This window comes from Acinetobacter sp. 5862 (assembly GCF_024494585.1).
Taxonomy (GTDB): Bacteria; Pseudomonadota; Gammaproteobacteria; order Pseudomonadales; family Moraxellaceae; genus Acinetobacter.
In genome coordinates, this window is sequence record NZ_JANHGP010000040.1 from 1 (window position 1) to 18,187 (window position 18,187).

The 18,187-nt window shown below is 37.7% G+C and carries 15 protein-coding genes, 1 tRNA gene and 5 pseudogenes; 5 read left to right on the forward strand and 16 right to left on the reverse strand.

Features of this window, described 5'->3' with window-relative positions; all coding sequences use genetic code 11:
- The 3 genes from NO346_RS07300 to NO346_RS07310 form a co-directional block, all read right to left on the reverse strand.
- Positions 1-76, reverse strand: a tRNA-Val gene (locus NO346_RS07300).
- A gap of 166 nt (positions 77-242) precedes the next feature.
- Positions 243-749, reverse strand: a complete 507-nt coding sequence (gene elsL, locus NO346_RS07305) for a cell wall-recycling L,D-carboxypeptidase ElsL (RefSeq protein WP_005161998.1) — start codon at positions 747-749, stop codon at positions 243-245.
- A 387-nt stretch (positions 750-1,136) separates the two neighbouring features.
- Positions 1,137-1,502, reverse strand: coding sequence for a YbaN family protein (locus tag NO346_RS07310; protein ID WP_087535725.1), 366 nt, complete (start codon positions 1,500-1,502; stop codon positions 1,137-1,139).
- Positions 1,503-1,602: 100 nt separating this feature from the next.
- Here NO346_RS07310 and NO346_RS07315 point away from each other — a divergent pair, with 100 nt between their 5' ends.
- The 3 genes from NO346_RS07315 to dapE all read left to right on the forward strand — a co-directional run bounded on the left by NO346_RS07315 (position 1,603) and on the right by dapE (position 3,986).
- On the forward strand, positions 1,603-2,484 hold the full coding sequence (locus NO346_RS07315; RefSeq protein ID WP_256414751.1) for a DUF1853 family protein: 882 nt from the start codon (positions 1,603-1,605) through the stop codon (positions 2,482-2,484).
- A gap of 100 nt (positions 2,485-2,584) precedes the next feature.
- Positions 2,585-2,728: an entericidin A/B family lipoprotein gene (locus NO346_RS07320; RefSeq protein ID WP_017196706.1), complete on the forward strand. Its 144-nt coding sequence runs from the start codon at positions 2,585-2,587 to the stop codon at positions 2,726-2,728.
- A 124-nt stretch (positions 2,729-2,852) separates the two neighbouring features.
- Complete coding sequence (gene dapE / locus NO346_RS07325; protein WP_256414752.1) at positions 2,853-3,986, forward strand: succinyl-diaminopimelate desuccinylase; 1,134 nt, start codon at positions 2,853-2,855, stop codon at positions 3,984-3,986.
- A 50-nt stretch (positions 3,987-4,036) separates the two neighbouring features.
- On the opposite strand, the gene NO346_RS07330 is transcribed toward dapE, so the two are convergent.
- From NO346_RS07330 to pilG, 8 genes and pseudogenes are all read right to left on the reverse strand, one after another.
- Positions 4,037-4,492, reverse strand: a complete 456-nt coding sequence (locus NO346_RS07330) for a hypothetical protein (protein ID WP_004664651.1) — start codon at positions 4,490-4,492, stop codon at positions 4,037-4,039.
- An 11-nt stretch (positions 4,493-4,503) separates the two neighbouring features.
- Positions 4,504-6,891: pseudogene (locus tag NO346_RS14915) on the reverse strand (response regulator); the annotation flags it as partial.
- Positions 6,892-7,019: 128 nt separating this feature from the next.
- Positions 7,020-8,925, reverse strand: a pseudogene (locus tag NO346_RS14920) (Hpt domain-containing protein); the annotation flags it as partial.
- A 375-nt stretch (positions 8,926-9,300) separates the two neighbouring features.
- A pseudogene (locus tag NO346_RS14925) lies at positions 9,301-9,531 on the reverse strand (Hpt domain-containing protein); the annotation flags it as partial.
- 156 nt (positions 9,532-9,687) lie between these two features.
- A complete protein-coding gene (locus NO346_RS07340) occupies positions 9,688-11,775 on the reverse strand; it encodes a methyl-accepting chemotaxis protein (protein ID WP_241307107.1) in 2,088 nt (695 codons plus the stop codon).
- 47 nt (positions 11,776-11,822) lie between these two features.
- A complete protein-coding gene (locus tag NO346_RS07345; RefSeq protein ID WP_005162018.1) occupies positions 11,823-12,359 on the reverse strand; it encodes a chemotaxis protein CheW in 537 nt (178 codons plus the stop codon).
- A gap of 39 nt (positions 12,360-12,398) precedes the next feature.
- On the reverse strand, positions 12,399-12,761 hold the full coding sequence (locus NO346_RS07350) for a PleD family two-component system response regulator (protein ID WP_249570880.1): 363 nt from the start codon (positions 12,759-12,761) through the stop codon (positions 12,399-12,401).
- Between the two features lie 19 nt (positions 12,762-12,780).
- Positions 12,781-13,164, reverse strand: a complete 384-nt coding sequence (gene pilG / locus NO346_RS07355; RefSeq protein WP_004652356.1) for a twitching motility response regulator PilG — start codon at positions 13,162-13,164, stop codon at positions 12,781-12,783.
- Positions 13,165-13,444: 280 nt separating this feature from the next.
- Here pilG and NO346_RS07360 point away from each other — a divergent pair, with 280 nt between their 5' ends.
- Both NO346_RS07360 and NO346_RS07365 read left to right on the forward strand, forming a co-directional pair.
- Positions 13,445-14,101, forward strand: a complete 657-nt coding sequence (locus NO346_RS07360; RefSeq protein ID WP_256414754.1) for a hypothetical protein — start codon at positions 13,445-13,447, stop codon at positions 14,099-14,101.
- A gap of 190 nt (positions 14,102-14,291) precedes the next feature.
- Positions 14,292-16,007, forward strand: coding sequence for a proline--tRNA ligase (locus tag NO346_RS07365; protein WP_256414755.1), 1,716 nt, complete (start codon positions 14,292-14,294; stop codon positions 16,005-16,007).
- A 57-nt stretch (positions 16,008-16,064) separates the two neighbouring features.
- Here NO346_RS07365 and NO346_RS07370 read toward each other — a convergent pair.
- From NO346_RS07370 to NO346_RS07390, 5 genes and pseudogenes are all read right to left on the reverse strand, one after another.
- Positions 16,065-16,399, reverse strand: a pseudogene (locus NO346_RS07370) (YegP family protein).
- Between the two features lie 148 nt (positions 16,400-16,547).
- Complete coding sequence (locus tag NO346_RS07375; RefSeq protein WP_005162025.1) at positions 16,548-16,892, reverse strand: zinc ribbon domain-containing protein YjdM; 345 nt, start codon at positions 16,890-16,892, stop codon at positions 16,548-16,550.
- 51 nt (positions 16,893-16,943) lie between these two features.
- Positions 16,944-17,297, reverse strand: a pseudogene (locus tag NO346_RS07380) (DUF488 domain-containing protein).
- Between the two features lie 30 nt (positions 17,298-17,327).
- Positions 17,328-17,663, reverse strand: coding sequence for a DUF2004 domain-containing protein (locus tag NO346_RS07385; protein ID WP_087535721.1), 336 nt, complete (start codon positions 17,661-17,663; stop codon positions 17,328-17,330).
- A 62-nt stretch (positions 17,664-17,725) separates the two neighbouring features.
- Complete coding sequence (locus NO346_RS07390) at positions 17,726-18,178, reverse strand: SRPBCC family protein (protein WP_371924533.1); 453 nt, start codon at positions 18,176-18,178, stop codon at positions 17,726-17,728.
- Positions 18,179-18,187: the final 9 nt, after the last annotated feature.

Below are 18,187 nucleotides of genomic sequence, written 5' to 3' on the forward strand. Positions count from 1 at the left end.
TGGTGGGCGCTGACGGGATCGAACCGCCGACATTCTGCTTGTAAGGCAGACGCTCTACCAACTGAGCTAAGCGCCCTTAACGTCTTCATCGTTTGTGAGGTGCATTATAGAGAATCTTTACAGCCTGTCAAACGCTTTTGCCATTCTTTTCTGAAAAAAGCGTACGAATGATTAAAAAATAAGTAATTCATTGAAAAAATCAAGATTTTCGTATTTTATTTAAGCACTTATTCATATTTTCATCATTCATTTTCTAAAGTATGTTCTGAAATATAAACCAGCGCCTGCTCAGAAATCAGCTCAAATAACTCAATAATCTCATCATTCTTCATCCGAATACAGCCATGTGACATCGGAATGCCCATCGGCTCTGTATCAGGCGTGCCATGAATATAGATATATCGTTTAAATGTATCGCAACCATTTCCATGATTGAATCCATCTTCTAAACCATCCAACCATAAAATTCGTGACAAAATCCAATCTCTTTGTGGAAATTGTTGTGCGAGTTGTTGGTTATACACTTCCCCTGTCGGCTGACGTGCAATAAAGACCGTATTTTTCTTTAGGTCTGCACCAATCTTTTGTGCGACTTGATGCCAACCTCTTGGCGTCTTACCGCTATTCTCTTGCTCACCAATACCATTCTTGCCAGAAGAGATCACATAAAATTTATTGTGCTTTGGCAAATGTAGAATTTGTTGTGCTAAATCTATGACGATGTCTGCCTGATCAAGGGTATAAGTCATTTTTATCTCAACAGATGATAGAACACAGATATTTCAACATACACCCAAAGCTTTTTCTTGTATTTTTCGGTAGTTTTGATTGTTGATTGATTTTAAATATAAAAAACAAAACAGCATAGTAAGATCAAACATGCTGTTTTAGATCAGCAAAAGTAGTGTTTTAATCAATTCTCAGCGCTAAGGATTGCTTTTCTTAACAACGTAACTCACGGCATATGGGTCATATTTGGTGCGAGGTCTTGCCATTAAGGAAAAGCTTTAAGTTTGTTTATCCTCGTCACTTGCGGCATAGCTGCTCGTCTTGCGCTCGGACAAAGCGTTGCTTTTCTTAACTCGCCACTCGCAGCATAGCTGCTCGTCTTGCGCTCGGACAAAGCGTTGCTTTGTTTATCCTCGCTCAGGCTCGGGTCTTAACCACAACCACACAGCAACAATAAACATAGTGAGATCTGTAAAAATTTTGACAAGGGATGGTGCGTTGGTAAACAGCATTAAAATACCACTCATTAGCATCATGATACTTGCAATCCATTTTGCTTTACGCGGTACTGTCCCATTTTCACGCCAATCGCGTAAGGTGGGTCCGTATTTAGGATGATTTAAGAGCCAAGCATCCATTTCAGGCCATCCTTTCGATGCAGCCCATGCTGCAAGGATTAAAAACACAGTGGTTGGCATGCCTGGTAAAATTGCTCCAATGATTCCTAAAATAATAAAAATCACAACTAAACTACGCCAGAACAATGTTTTCATTGAGTAATTAACCAACACATGTTTACAACCATGCTAGTATAAATTGTTTTTATTGCTCTTTCTTAAACTTAACTTATTATTTCCATGATTGAGTAACAGCATGTCTAGCCTAATGAGTACGACTATTTTTTTTGAACCTTGGTTGCAGTTTAAGAATCCTATAGTACGTCATTTGGCTTTTTGCATCGCGAGTCCAAATATTCTAGCTCGAATCCCGCCAGATTTAGAGATAAAGCATACTTTTGAGCTCCATTCTGATCAAATCTGGCAAACTCATTATGATCGCTATGAAGAACGCTTAAAACAACTTGATCAACATCCGCAAGCCCTTATTGATTTTCTTGCTCAACTCAAAAGTACTCGCCTTGGGCTACGATTCGAGAACTTACTTTGGTTTTGGTTATTAGATGATGAGTATCACCCCTATCAACTTTTAGGTCATAGCATTCAAAAAATTGTAGGATCGGTTACGCTAGGTGAACTAGATTTCGTCATTTTAAATAAAGACACGCAAGAAATCGAACACTGGGAAGTTGCGCTAAAGTATTACCTAGGTGAAAGTAACTTAGACTTAGCGCAATGGTATGGGCTAAATCGAGAAGACACATTACAAAGAAAATTGAAGCATTTCACTCAACGTCAATTTCAGTTTGCGGATGCAAATCATCATCAGATTCAACGAAGATTTGCGATTATGAAAGGGCAATTATATTTACCGACTGATTTGAATCAGTTTGCACTCCCCAACTGGGTCAACTCGTCCCGACGTTTGGGATTATGGGGAACTAATATTCCCACAACAGATTACTATCGATTACAACGTCATGAATGGTTATGTCCTAATCAGCAAGCATCCTCAAAAAATGTAACTTGGTGGACAAATGGTCTTTATTATCATGAAACACCTAGCACCTCATTTTATATGTTTCGCCAACCGTCTTTATTATTCATTAGATCTTCTTCATCAGATTATTTTTTATAAAGTAACATTTTATAACACTTCTACTATCAAATCATTATGTTTATTTTCTGCATTTTTTCTTAGCCTCTAAGAACATCATAATTACATTTAAACGGAGAAGATGATGAAAAAAATCTTAGTGGCTTCAATCATGACTGCTTTTGTTTTAACTGGTTGTAATACATTTAAGGGTTTTGGGCAGGATGTATCTAAAGCGGGTGACAAAGTTACTCAAACTGCTGAAAAAACTCAGGATAAAATGTAATTTTAGTGAACACCCTTCGCAAAACCTTATCTAAACATAGATAAGGTTTATTTTTGCATACCTTTCTCTATCATATTCCCCTATTATATCGGTTCAGATTTCACCAGATTTAACCACATCTCGCATGAACCATTCCGATACCCTTGAACTTAGTTTACAGCTCCTACGCCAACCTTCTGTTACCCCTGTTGACCATGATTGTCAAAATATTATGGCCGAGCGTTTAGCAAAAATTGGCTTTAATATCGAAAACATGCGTTTTGAAGATGTTGATAACTTATGGGCACGCAGAGGCACTACAGCACCTGTTTTTTGTTTTGCAGGTCATACAGATGTCGTTCCTACAGGCCATTTAGATGCTTGGAATTCAGATCCATTTTTACCAAGTATCCGTGACGGTAAATTATATGGTCGTGGTTCAGCAGATATGAAAACAGCACTGGCTGCAATGGTGGTTGCATCTGAACGTTTTGTGGCGAAGCATCCAAACCATAAGGGCTCTATTGCATTTTTGATTACATCTGATGAAGAAGGTCCTTCAATCAACGGGACAGTGAAGGTCATTGAAACTTTAGAAGCACGTAACGAAAAAATGAACTGGTGCTTGGTAGGAGAACCATCGAGCACACATCAATTAGGCGATATAGTCAAAAATGGTCGTCGTGGCTCTTTGAATGCTGTTTTGACTGTCCATGGCAAACAAGGACATGTGGCCTATCCTCATTTAGCGGAAAATCCTATTCATTCAGCATCAAAGGCTTTAACAGAACTGTGCGATACTGTTTGGGATAATGGTAATGAATATTTCCCTGCGACCTCTTTCCAAATTTCAAATATACAAGCTGGAACAGGTGCAACCAACGTAATCCCAGGCTCACTAAAAGTTACTTTTAACTTTCGCTACTCAACTGAAGTGACAGCTGAAATTCTCAAACAACGCGTACTTGAGACTTTAGATAAATATAATTTAACTTATGATATTCAGTGGACACTATCAGGTTTACCATTCCTCACTCCTGTTGGTGAATTAGTGAATGCTGCAAAAACAGCGATCAAAAATGTGACTGGTGTTGAAACTGTTTTATCAACAAGTGGAGGAACTTCAGATGGTCGCTTTATTGCACCTACGGGCGCTCAAGTTCTAGAATTAGGTGTATTAAATGCAACAATTCATCAAATCAATGAACATGTAAATGTCGATGATTTAGAGCCACTTGCTGAGATTTATGAGCAAATTTTAGTTGAATTACTTGCTTAACATACAAGTTGAGGCAATAAAAAAGGAACTCTTTTGAGTTCCTTTTTTATTTATAACCCTAGTTGGGTTTGAATATTTTGTAGATGAGGGACATAAAACTGTTTTTCCCCAATCTTGACATATTTAAATACGTTATTGTCATCAATGTCTTTTTCTTCATCTACAATTTCAGAAATACGTAAACGAATGGATTCAGGCATTTCATTACAAACCAAAGCAAATCGTTCTGAAACGTCATCACCTTCAACCACCAACGCTACCCCATTTTTATTTGCTGGATCATTTACAGCATAAATAGGAAGTTTGAGATCATGCCATTCAACATGATCAATATTGGTTTGTGTATCCATCGCTGATAACACGATATTCTGCGGTAGCAGCATTGGAACTTTTTCATGACATTTAATAATATAAGCGTCAATGAACCCTGTTGATACCGTAATTAAATGTTGTAACTCTTGTTGGTCAATTTGCCCCAAACCTGAGTTTGCGCTTTTTTTTACCATTAATTTTTACCTCATGAGCGCACTGTTAGTAAACTTTCAATATTTTCCAAGAGTGTTTCTTCTTGGAATGGTTTACCCATATATTGATTTACACCAAGTGATAAAGCACGTTCACGATGCTTTTCACCCGTACGTGATGTAATCATGATAATTGGTAAATCGCGATGTAATTCATGATGTCGAACAAGGTTTGTCACTTCGAAACCATCCATACGCGGCATTTCAATATCAAGTAACATCAAGTCTGGCTTAATGGTTTCAAGCTGCTCAATCGCATCCACACCATCTTTCGCAGTCACAACATCATAACCTTGACGCTCTAATAGGCGCGAAGTTACCTTACGTACAGTTACCGAGTCATCGACGATCATAATCAAGCGACGTTCATCATAGCGCTGCTTGGTATAAGTTTCATCAGCCTGTTTACTACGTGCTGTAGACTGTGCTTGTCGAGCAATATTTTGACCATCTAAGATCAAACATACCTGACCATCACCCATAATCGTCGCACCAGCAATCACCCCGATACTTGAGAACTGTTGTCCAATAGGTTTTACAACAATTTGTCCACGAGAACCAATTAACTGATCAACAAGTAATGCTGTTGTTTGCCCCTGCGCACCTTTAACCAACAATACAGGCAATGAATGAACAACGCCATTTAAACGAGGAATCGGCTGCCCAGCAACAAACTCAGATAAATAACGTAAACGATAACTTTCTTGATCGATCTTGAAATAATCGTCTTTACTTTCAAAGTATTGTTCTAATGCCGCAGGTGAAATACGAACAATACGGTCAATTTGTGCAAGTGGGAAGGCAAACTGTTGATCGCCTGCTTTTACCATCAAGGCATCACTTACAGCTACTGTGGTCGGTACTCGAATGGTAAATGTTGTTCCTTTACCTAAAACAGAGTTAACGCTCACATGACCGCCAAGCGCTTTAATATCGCTCTGAACAACATCTAGACCAACACCACGCCCAGAAATTTGTGTAACTTGTGCAGCCGTACTAAAACCTGGATGGAAGATAAATTGCAGAATTTCTTCATGGTCAAGTTTCTGCTCTTTAGTCATTAAACCTGTTTGAATCGCTTTATCTTTAATGCGATTCACATCGATACCTTTACCATCGTCACTAAATGTCACAACAATATCAGTACCCTGACGACCAATATCTAAAGTGATATGTCCAGTTTCTGGTTTCTTCGCTTGTAAACGTTGCTCTCTGTCTTCAATACCGTGGTCAATCGCATTACGCAACATATGTTCAAATGGCGCAACCAATTTTTCCAAAATACTACGGTCTAATTCACCCTCAGTATTGTTAACAATTAATTCTGTTGGTCGGTTTAAAGTCGATGCTGTTTGACGAACAATACGTTGTAAACGTGGTAATAATCGAGAGAAAGGTACCAATCGGGTACGCATCAAACTTTCTTGAATTTCTGCTTGAATACGAGATTGTTGTAATAGCAAACCTTCCGTATCACGGATCTTCTCAGAAAGTGTGGTCTTAAAGTCAACCAAGTCCGACGCGGATTCCGCAAGAGATTTTGACAACTGATTTAAAGATGAATATTGGTCCATCTCTAATGGGTCAAAATCTGCATAGCGAGAGTTCTCACCACCATGACGTGCGATAATTTGACTTTCTAACTCACCTTCCATTCGGCGTAACTGATCTGCCAAACGTTTGATCGCAAGCTCCATCTCCGTTAATGTACCGCCCAATTGACCAAGGTCCATTTCGATACGCGAACGGTTAATCGCATTCTCACCTGACAAGTCAATCATTTTCTCAATGACGTCAGCGGAGACACGGATCATCTCATTATTTTGTTCAATACGTTCGGTCGTTTCCCACTCACCTAACATTGATGGAGGTTCTGTACCATCACCTTGAACAAACTCCATTGTATATTCTGGAGTGAAAATATCTTTAGCTGAGAGCTTTTGTGGAAGTTGTGCTGAAACATCAACAAACTCCATATTCTCTAAACTTTGTTTTAAGCCGTCAAAGTTTGCATACTGACGTTTGAAAATCGCATCACTCAACCAAGCCAATGCTGTATTGAGAAGATTATCGTAAACATTTGAATTGAAATGATGTACACCAAACTGTTCAAATGCATTCTCGAGATGATAAGCAACAATCGCAATTGCATCTAACTCAGCCATACGTGCACCACCTTTTAAACTGTGGGCATTACGTTGTAACTGTAAGAGCAAACTACGATTACCACGTTGATCAAACCATTGTCTTAATAGACCTTTGGCTTGTTCAAGTAGTTCTTCTGCTTCTTCTAAGAATGTTTGCTCAACAAGAGAACGAACATCATCATCAAGGGCAACTTCATGAACAATTTCAGCATTTGAAGTATCTTCTAGAACTTCTTGAGCTTCGACCAATGAGAATTCATCAATTGATAAGTCCGTGAGATCATCCGTTTCGATCACAGCGGCAACATGATTTTCGGCTACAGACTCAAAAGTAACAGGTGATGACGAAGTAAAATCAATAGATTGATCTGCTTGCTGAAGCAACTGAAGTACGTGTGTAGCTGGATAATCGACTTGTTTATCACGAATAGTTTGAATTCGATCTGCAATATCATCTTGTACTGCACGAATGACTGCGATTAATTGTGGGTTCGGTTGTAACTGCTGATTGATTAATTTTTCATAAATTGTTTCCAATTCATGTGCAATTAAACCAATATGACCTGCTTGAATCATATTTGAACCACCTTTTAAGGTGTGCAAATATCTCATCAAGTTTTTCAATGCACCTACATTTTGTTGATCAGCTGTCCATGTATTTAGATCAGCATCAATACCAACCAATAACTCATCAGCTTCTTCAAGGAAGATATCTAACAAGTCTGGATCAAAGTCACGATTTGAATCACTTGATTGCAAGCTTTGTTTATCTAAAGCGAATTGTGCAGCTAAATCACCCACATCAACAGCATGATGTGTTTCAGTTCTTAAAGTATTTACAAAAACAGTCGAATCAACCGTGTTTTCCACTGTGGCTGTATTCAAACTATCCAATTCTTCAACGTCATCAACAGGAATAACCATTGATGCAGCACTTGCTGAATCTTGGTTTGCTAATACATTCAACGCATGTGTAGCTGGATAATCGACTTGTTTATCACGAATAGTTTGAATTCGATCTGCAATATCATCTTGTACTGCACGAATGATTGCGATTAATTGTGGGTTCGGTTGTAACTGCTGATTGATTAATTTCTCATAAATTGTTTCCAATTCATGTGCAATTAAACCAATATGACCTGCTTGAATCATATTTGAACCACCTTTTAAGGTGTGCAAATATCTCATCAAGTTTTTCAATGCACCTACATTTTGTTGATCAGCTGTCCATGTATTTAGATCAGCATCAATACCAGCCAATAACTCATCAGCTTCTTCAAGGAAGATATCTAACAAGTCTGGATCAAAGTCACGATTTGAATCACTTGATTGCAAGCTTTGTTTATCTAAAGCGAATTGTGCAGCTAAATCACTCACATCAACTTTATTACTAGACGGCTCAAATTCAGCAATCGGTGCTTCAACTAAACCTGCTTTTTGCTCAGTTACAGCCGCTTCCAAGAACTCAATATTTTGCTGTGTAAATGAACTCAATTCATTTAATATAAGTTCATGTGCCTTTGTCAAAGTCACACGCTGCCCTGCAGCCAAGGTATCAAACAATTGAATGAACTGTTGATGTACCTGATAATACAGTTCAAAAGCATAATCAAGATTCAGTAAATTTGGCTTAAACAACAAATCTTGATAACTAGAACGTAACAAACTTGTATATTGATACATACCAATCGTCGCATGATGATGGGTATGTTCTAATAAAGTTTCAGTTTGCTGACTTAACAGTTGAATATATTGAGGAAATTCAGTACGTGCACGCTTCTCAAAATCAAACTCAACGTCAAGAAGATCATTAATATTCAATTCTAGTAATTGTGAAACTAAACCTTGTGGACGTAAGGATTCGCCTTGTTTTTCTTCTAATTGGAAATCGTAACTATCCCATGCAACATTGAAAGTATTATAAATTTCTTCAAATTTCTGTTGCGAACCTTGGTGTTTCAACGTGTGCAAATAGTCACGAACAAACTGTGCATAGTGTGTCAAAAGTGCCGTTTCATCAGAACTTGAATCAAGCTCTTCTTGCAATAATGTTTTGAATAAATTTTCAACTTTCGAACTTGCTTCAAACACATGCTCAACATGCGCCATAGCAGAACTGCCACGTAGAGTATGAAGCGCTCGAATTAGCGTATTATAATTATCATTTGTCGGACGATCATTTAGTAAAAATTGATCGATCGTAGTCAAATGATCTTCTGCTTCTTCCAAGAAAATCGATAATGTTTCTTTGATTAACGCTTCATCATCTAGCGGATGACCTATAAATACAGATTCTGAATCTGCGACATCAACAGTCTTCTCTTCTACGACAGTATCCACATTTACGGATATCAATTCGAGACCAGTTTCAGCGTTATCATTCAGCATATTCGATAATTGTAATAACTCAGCTAGCGCTGGTTCTATACTAAGTTGCTGCTGTAGTTGCTGACCTAATAAAACCAAAGGTTTTAAATCTATCTGATGTTTTTGAACCAATTTAAAATCATGTACAAGTTTAAAGCGGTAGATATTAAAAACCGCTTTTACATAATGTTGAATATCTGAATTCAACAATACTGTCCCTGCAAGTACTCGATTTAAAGTATCTTCAACCGTCCACGCCAATTCACCTGAAGATTTGGCGCCAACCATCCTTCCAGAACCTTTTAAGGTATGGAAATGTCGGCGAATATCTGTAAGCACATCTTGTTGATTTGGCTGTTCAATCCATTGACCGATTAATGGCTCTAATTCAACAAAGATTTCATCTAATTCTTCAATAAAAATTTCAAGAATTTCTGCATCTTGCTCAAGATAACTATCTTCAGGAAGCGTCATCGTTTCAACTAACGTTTTTAATATTTCTTTCATAGCGGCTTCTTTCGTTTTTATCCACTAATTGTGGCTAAAAATTACGTGTATCTATCACACAAGATGTAGCTCCATGTTAGTCATCATCTTGTAGAGATATTCTACATCTCTTCAAAAAAGGGAAAGGACAGATATGCTCTGCCTCCCCTTTGCTGCTTATTCAGGTAGCTTAAAGTCAGTTACAGATTCACGTAATGATTCAGCCATATTTGCCAATTCAGAAACCGAACGAGCTGTATCAAACGTTGCTGTCGTCGTTTGTGACGTAATTTCTTGTACAACATTCATCGTTGTTGCAATGTGACTTGCTGATGCAGACTGAAGTTTTGCTGCATCAGAAATGCTCGCAATTAATTTAGCCAAATCACCAGATACCGTTTGAATCTCATCAAGTGCAATACCCGCATCTTTTGCCAAGTTCGCACCACGAACAACTTCTGACGTCGTTTGTTCCATTGAAATAACGGCTTCGTTCGTATCTGTTTGAATGGTTTTTACTAAGCTTTCAATCTGTTTCGTTGCTGATGCAGAACGTTCTGCAAGACGTTGTACTTCGTCGGCTACGACTGCGAAACCACGACCTGCTTCACCAGCCATAGATGCTTGAATCGCTGCATTTAATGCCAAGATGTTGGTTTGGTCAGCAATATCGTTAATTAGGGATACGATGTTACCAATCTCTTGAGACGATTCACCCAAACGCTTAATACGCTTTGAAGTTTCTTGAATTTGTTCACGAATGTGATCCATACCTTCGATCGAGCGGTTTACAACTTCTGCCCCATTCGATGCAATTTGTACAGATCGTTGTGCTACTTCAGCAGACTCGGATGCATTCGAAGATACTTGGTCAATCGACAATGCCATTTCGTTCATCGCTGCTGATGCACCTGCAATTTCTTGCGCCTGATGTTCAGAAGCTTCTGCTAATTGGTTGGTAATATCTTGAGTATCTTGAGTATAACGAGCAACTTCTTGAGATGTTTCAGTGATTCGAGATACAAGGTCACGTAATTGATCGATTGCAAAGTTAATCGAGTCGGCAATCGCACCAGTAAAATCTTCTGATACTGTTGCATATGAACGTAAATCACCATCTGCTAAGTCGGCAATTTCATCTAGTAAACGTAAAATTGCATTTTGGTTACGGTCATATTCATCTTGTAGACGAGTTACACGCTCTTTATCTGTATTACTACGTAGAGTAAGTAATTGTAGTGCAGAGAAAATCAATAGACCTAACGCACCAATTAATACAACACCTGCAATAACGTTACCCCAACCACCCTCTGCTTTGTTAGATAAATCGTTTAATGACGTTAATAAGGCATCAGATTGAGAAAAGATTTGCGAAGATGCTTGGCGTACGCGAACAATTTGGTTTGCGTTTTGTAATACTGTTGCTGCAGCTGATTTCAATACTGCATCATAATCAGATTTAATACTATCTAAAGACTCACGTAAATCAGGAGATACAATACGATCTACACCAAGTTCTGTACTACCATTTAATTGTGCATTTAAATAAACACCAAAGGTATCGATATCCGCTCCAAAGTCATTAGCTGAAACGTTTGAATTATCGGTACCGACTAAAACAGAGTTAATCGAACGTAAAATACGTTCAGCAATAAACACTTGGTTTTTCGTGATAATTACCTGACTACTTGGCATATTTTCACGAACCATCTGATCAACCATCAAGTTATATTCAGCCTGAATTTCAGGAATCGTTTCACTGATCGAGATATTTGTATCGTATAATTGATTGATGACTTTTTGTTGTGAAGCAATTAACTCAATATTCTTAGAAACACTCGTCCAAAGTGCGTTTGCTTTTTTATACTCTTCTGAACCAGTACCATATACACTTTCAACCGTCTCTAAATTCTCAGCAAAACGCTTTTTAGATTCAACTAAACCTTTCATTGCTTCAGGTGTACCAGATGCCGTCGCCTCAGTTGCCTGACGAGAAATCATCTGAGATAACAAGCGTAACTCACCCAAACTACGGGTTAACTGGTTATGACGAGGAACACTCACGAATAAATAAATTAAGAGGATAACTGCAAGAACTAAAGCACCAATCGCACGGTATAGAATTGGTTTCGACTTTTCAGTTTCACCAAATAAGCGAGAAAACTGATCAATTTGCGTTCGAGCATTCTCTAAAAATGCACCACCACTCTTAAGACCGGTACTATCACCACTACTACCATTTTTCTTTTTAAGTTTAAAGCCCATGTCAGCTTCTCCCCTGAATACGCGTTTATTTTCCGTAGCGTATCAAATTAGTTTATAAATTTTATTGATGCATTCATATATTGAGGATTTTGCAACAACCGACTCAGTAAAAACACATGCCATTGCTGATTATGTTGATGGAAGTATCCCTGACAATAATCTTTCAATTTATCATCTAGATCAGCACTTTGTGAAAAGAAACTCTTTTTATTAAAGTGCTGAATCCCAAGAACTTGGTCGACAACCAAACCCACATAATGGTCTTGATGGCTAATGCATATTACTTTTTGTGTTGGTGAAAACTGACTCCGTTGTCCTGAAATAAAATGTGTTAAATCAGAAACTGAAAGCAATCGACCACGAATATTTGCCAAACCACGTACCCATGCCTGAGTATTAGGAACAGGGGTATATTTTGGAGGATAAATCACCTCCGAAATCTCCCCTAATGGTGCAACGAAATATTGCCCTAACATCTCAAATGCGATACCAGACCAACGGCTGACTTCATTTTGAGTTGAAGCATATTGTTTGTTGCCTCGCTTGGATAAGCGAAGCAATTCGATAAATCCATTTGCTGCCATACCCTATCCCGTATTGAGTAATGAAAAGGCTCGTACGAATTAACTTAATAATTGTTTAATCACATTAATGAGCTGTTGCTCATCAATCGGCTTGGTCAAATAATCACAAGCACCTTGACGCTTACCCCAAACACGATCTGTTGCCTGATCTTTGGTACTTACGATCACAACAGGAATATGCTGCGTGTCTTTACCTTTGCTAATTTGGCGTGTCGCTTGGAAACCATTCATTCCTGGCATTACCACATCCATTAATACGAGATCTGGTAGTTCTGCTTGCGCCATTGTGACACCGTCAGCGCCATTGGTTGCTTCTAAAACTTCATAACCGTGTTTAGTCAAAATTTCTCTAAAGCGAAATGTTTCAGTAGGTGAATCATCTACAATAAGTATACGAGCCATTTTTTCCTCAATTTAAATTTTATGCGCTAACGTGATTACGAATCGCATTTAACAGCTCATCTTTACTAAATGGCTTAGTTAAATATTCATCAGAACCCACAACACGCCCTTTAGCCTGATCAAACAAACCGTCTTTGCTTGACAACATAATCACTGGGATATTTTGGTAATTTAAAGAATTTTTAATCAGTGCACAGGTTTGATAACCATCTAAACGAGGCATCATGATATCGACGAACACGATATCAGGATTTGCTTCTGCAATTTTTGATAATGCTTCAAAACCATCAACAGCGGTGATCACCTCACAACCTTCTCGTTGTAAAAGCGTTTCAGCTGTACGACGAATCGTTTTTGAATCATCAATCACCATTACTTTCAAATTTTGAAATTTATCTTCCATTTAATTGTCCTGCCCCATTCACTCAATACAAATTATGGTTGGTTTAATTTGTTTTATACACATCAGTTGATATTTTTAACATATCTTTACTTGCATTATCAATGAAGTTTTTTGAACCAACCTATCATTTTTCAACAACAATAACAAATTGCTCACACTTTTCGTCAAATTCCTAAATTTTTTGTATACTCACTATTTTTAATTATCTAAATAGCTACTAATATACAACTGATTATTATTTAAAAATAAGTGATTTAGTTAACTTTTTCCGGGGAATGTAATGACTGGTTCGTTAAAGTGCAGTTTCGGCATTAGCCACTTTACAACGATTGCTCGTAATTACATTTGCGCGTTTTTTTTATTGATTTTTTGCAGTTCAAGTTTTGCAGCCACAGAGCAACCCAGAGCTGTATGGTATCGTTATTATGATAAAAATGGTGTTGCTAATGTGAGTACATCAGTTACGCCCGAACATATTCGTTATGGTTATGAAGCACTTGATCGTAATATGCAAGTGATCAAACGCAACCGTGCTTATAACGCAACAGTAGATGTACAACAATCTTCTCGTCGCGAATCTATTGCACGTCAACGCGAACAAGATATGAGATTAAAGCGTGCTTATGGAAATACAAAAATAGCGGCAACAAAAAGAGATCAAATTTTGGCTAGTTTGAAAAAGCAACTTAATTATCAACAACAACAATTACAACAGCTTCAACAAGACAAAATTGGATTTAAGCGACAAGAGATGGAATATCATCGTAAGGGAGAAACGCCCCCCGCTCAACTCAAAAATAATTTAGACAATAATGCCAAGAATATTGAAAATGTAAAAAGAACAGTAGAAAGTTTACGTAATGCATATCATAAAACTGAAACAGATTATGCTGATATTATTAACCGTTTAAAAAATATTGAACAAGAAACACAATAGACTTAGAATTTTTCTTGCATGGTCTCTCAAAAATATTAATTCTAACTTTTCATAGTTTTAATTCATTGAGCTTGCTTTAGATTACACGAAATTCAATGATTCATGTCATAATGCCAATTGCTTAAAACCGAGTAGATAATTTTGCTCGTTTGAGTATTTCTAAATAACACTTAACTTTAGGACAGTTTCCATGCGCGCAAGCCGCTTTTTATTTGCAACGTTAAGAGAAACCCCAAATGATGCTGAAGTCATTTCGCACCAGCTCATGTTACGTGCGGGGATGATTCGTAAATTAGCTTCTGGTTTATACTCTTGGTTGCCCATGGGAACACGTGTTTTAAAGAAAGTAGATGCGATTGTTCGCGAAGAAATGAACCGTTCAGGCGCATTAGAAGTATTTATGCCTGTCACTCAACCTGCTGCGCTTTGGGAAGAATCTGGTCGTTTTGAACAATACGGTCCAGAATTACTTCGTTTCAAAGATCGTCATGATAATCCATTCGTGCTTGGTCCTACTCATGAAGAGGTCATTACAGATTTGGCACGTAATGAGCTGAAAAGTTATAAGCAATTACCAGTAAATTTCTATCAAATCCAAACTAAATTCCGTGATGAAATTCGTCCACGTTTCGGTGTGATGCGATCTCGTGAATTTATCATGAAAGATGCTTACTCGTTCCATGCAAATCAAGCATCACTACAAGAAACTTATGATGTCATGTATGACACCTATAGCCGTATTTTTACACGTCTAGGTCTCGATTTCCGCCCTGTACAAGCAGACACAGGTTCAATCGGTGGCTCTGCATCACATGAATTCCATGTACTTGCTGCAAGTGGCGAAGATGATATCGCATTTTCTACTGAATCTGATTACGCCGCTAACGTTGAAATGGCAGAAGCATTGTTAGTCGGTGAGCGTGCTGCGCCAGCTCAAACAATGACCTTAGTCGATACACCAAATCAGAAAACAATTGCCGATGTTTGCCAATTTTTAAACAGTGATGCAAAACAATCTGTAAAAGCTTTACTTGTACAAGGTCAAACAGATGAAAATGGCAATACACCCGTTGTTGCTCTATTTTTACGTGGCGACCACGAATTGAATGATATTAAAGCTGAAAAGCATCCTTTAATTGCTGCACCTTTGGCATTTGCAACTGAAGCACAATTAGAACAACATGGTTTAACAGCAGGTTTCTGCGGTCCACAAAGTTTAGTTGAAAAAGGCTTAACCGTGATTGTGGATCGTGCTGCATCCGTATTATCTGACTTTGTTGCGGGTGCAAATGAAGTCGATAAACATGCGACAGGTGTGAACTGGGAGCGTGATGCAAAATTCACCGAAGTTTATGATTTACGTAATGTTGTTGAAGGCGACCCTTCTCCAGATGGTAAAGGTACACTTCAAATCAAACGTGGCATTGAAGTCGGTCATATCTTCCAACTCGGTACAAAATACTCAGAAGCTTTAGGGTGTAAAGTACTCGGTGAAGATGGCAAACCATTCACTGTTACAATGGGATGCTATGGAATAGGTGTAACACGTGTGGTTGCAGCGGCAATTGAACAAAACTTTGATGACAAAGGAATTATTTGGCCTCAAGCGATTGCTCCATTCGATATTGCGATTGTGCCAATGAATGCGCATAAATCACCTCGCACCCTTGAAGCAGCTGAAGCGCTTTATGCTGAATTACAAGCTCAAGGCTATGATGTATTGCTTGATGATCGTAATGAACGCCCTGGTGTGAAATTCTCTGATCTTGAATTAATGGGTATTCCTCATCGTATTGTTATTGGTGAGAAAGGTCTTGATGCCGGTACTTTTGAGTACAAAGGTCGTCGCGATCTTGAAGCAAGCAATTTAGGTAAAGAAGAACTCTTAGCTAAACTTATAGGCTAATCTTCATCCTAGCAATAAAAAAGCCGTTTAATAATAAACGGCTTTTTTATTGAAAACTTAAACTGTCAGATCTTTGATTGTTTCTGAAGAGCCGTTATTTTTAACAGATTCTATCCCTTTATCACGAGATTGCTCAGTTACATAAAGCTGACTTGTACCAATCACCTGATGATTAGCCGCCTTTAAATTAAAATAAGCTTTATCATTTTTTGAAGTTAGTCTTTCATAGCGTGCTTCAACTGAACTATTTTTTGAACGGATGCAATTCCATTTAAAGCAGATGCTTTGGTTTTGTAAAGTTCACTATTCAAAATAGCTTCACCATTCCCAGCCTTAAGTATAAAACGATATTGACCATCACTTGCTTGATTTACCTCAAACCATCCTGCCATAAATACCTCTTTTATTTGAGTTGTTTTGATTGTCATAGCTTTATTTATAGATTATTTTTTATACCAATAGAAAATGATTTATTGTTCACTTTTGGTAAGTTTTTGAATAGCAAAGGGGGCACTGACATGCCCCCTTAAATGATTTGGATTAGATCTTTTTTACAAATTCAGATTTCAATTTCATTGCACCAATCCCATCGATTTTACAATCAATATTATGTCCATCATTCGCATCGATTAATAAACGAATACTTTTCACTTTCGTCCCGACTTTAACTACAGATGATGAACCTTTGATTTTTAAATCCTTTATGACAGTGACGCTATCACCATCAACTAAAATATTACCGTTGGCATCTTTAATAATCTCTTGTTGTTCTGAAGCGGATGCCTCCCCTTCTTTCCATTCATGTGAACATTCAGGGCAAATCAATAAGTCGCCATCTTGGTAAGTATATTCTGATTGGCATTTTGGGCAGTGTGGAAAAGACATAAAAACATCTCAAAAGCACTATTATGATCGATAGACGCATTTTTTCAAAATTTAAGCTTGAATCGCTTGTCCAATTAAATAATTTTTAAGTACTAGCATGATTAAGCTTAAGATCTTTAGCTGCGTAAATGAGTGTTACTTGCTGTTGCTGTGCCATGTCTTTAAGCTGATTTACATAAGGGTTTTCTTTAAGCTCTTCATAATATCCTTCCTGAAAGCTCAGCCAATGTTCAACCTTATGACAAAACGCTTTTCTCAATTCAGTTGAGGGGGCAATATCTTTAAGCCATAAATCTAAATGTGCCTGCTCTTTCGATATTCCCCTTGGCCAAAACGATCTACGAGTACACGCTGTCCATCAGTCGGCTCAACAGGATCATAAATACGTTTAATCTCAATTCTCACATCAGCCTACCCCCAGATCTCACAAATTTTTCAGCTTTCCATTGAAATATTAACAACTTGCCCTTTTGAATCAAAACTAACGCAGATAACGTAATTTGTGATCTCATCTGGTAAGGTGAAATCTAAAATTTCATAACTTTCCAGATCCCCCTCATCCCAACGTGAATCTAATACCAGTAACTCTAAAATTTGTAATAAATTAGGTTTTGATGTGTCAAAATATTTTTCCCAATATTCAGGTTCAACTTCTTCAAGATGATGTTGAATAAATAACTCCACACTATCTTCTGCTTGTTGATTTTCTAAAGCTTCGCGCATGGCAACACGAGCCAATTGTTCTCTGTGTTCAAGAATTTGTTCAGACATAATATTCCCCAATATGATTAAATATTAAAAATTTAGCTAGTTTGAATTAAGCTAAGGAGTTGTTATTCATTTGGAATTTCAGCTTGAATCAGCAATCCCAATAAATACAGAGATTCCTGCCAACCTAAATAACACGCTTCAACAGGAATAACATCAGGTATTCCCTCTTGAGTAATATGCACTTCGGTTCCTACTGCCACTGATTTTAATTTTATTGTGACCTGAATTTCACCTAGTAAATTAGGATCATCAAACTTATCGGTATAGCGTAATAATTCATTCGGGATAAGTTCAATATACGTTCCTCCAAATGAATGAATTTGTCCAGTTGAAAAGTTAGTAAATGACATTTTGTATGTTCCACCCTCTTGTGGGTCTAAGTGATGGATTTTGGCAGTAAAACCATGAGGTGGCATCCATTTTACTAAGGCATCTGGATCGAGAAAGGCTTTAAAAACACGAACTGGTGGTGCATTAAATACACGATGTAGTTGTACTGTTCCACTCATTATTATTCTCAGACT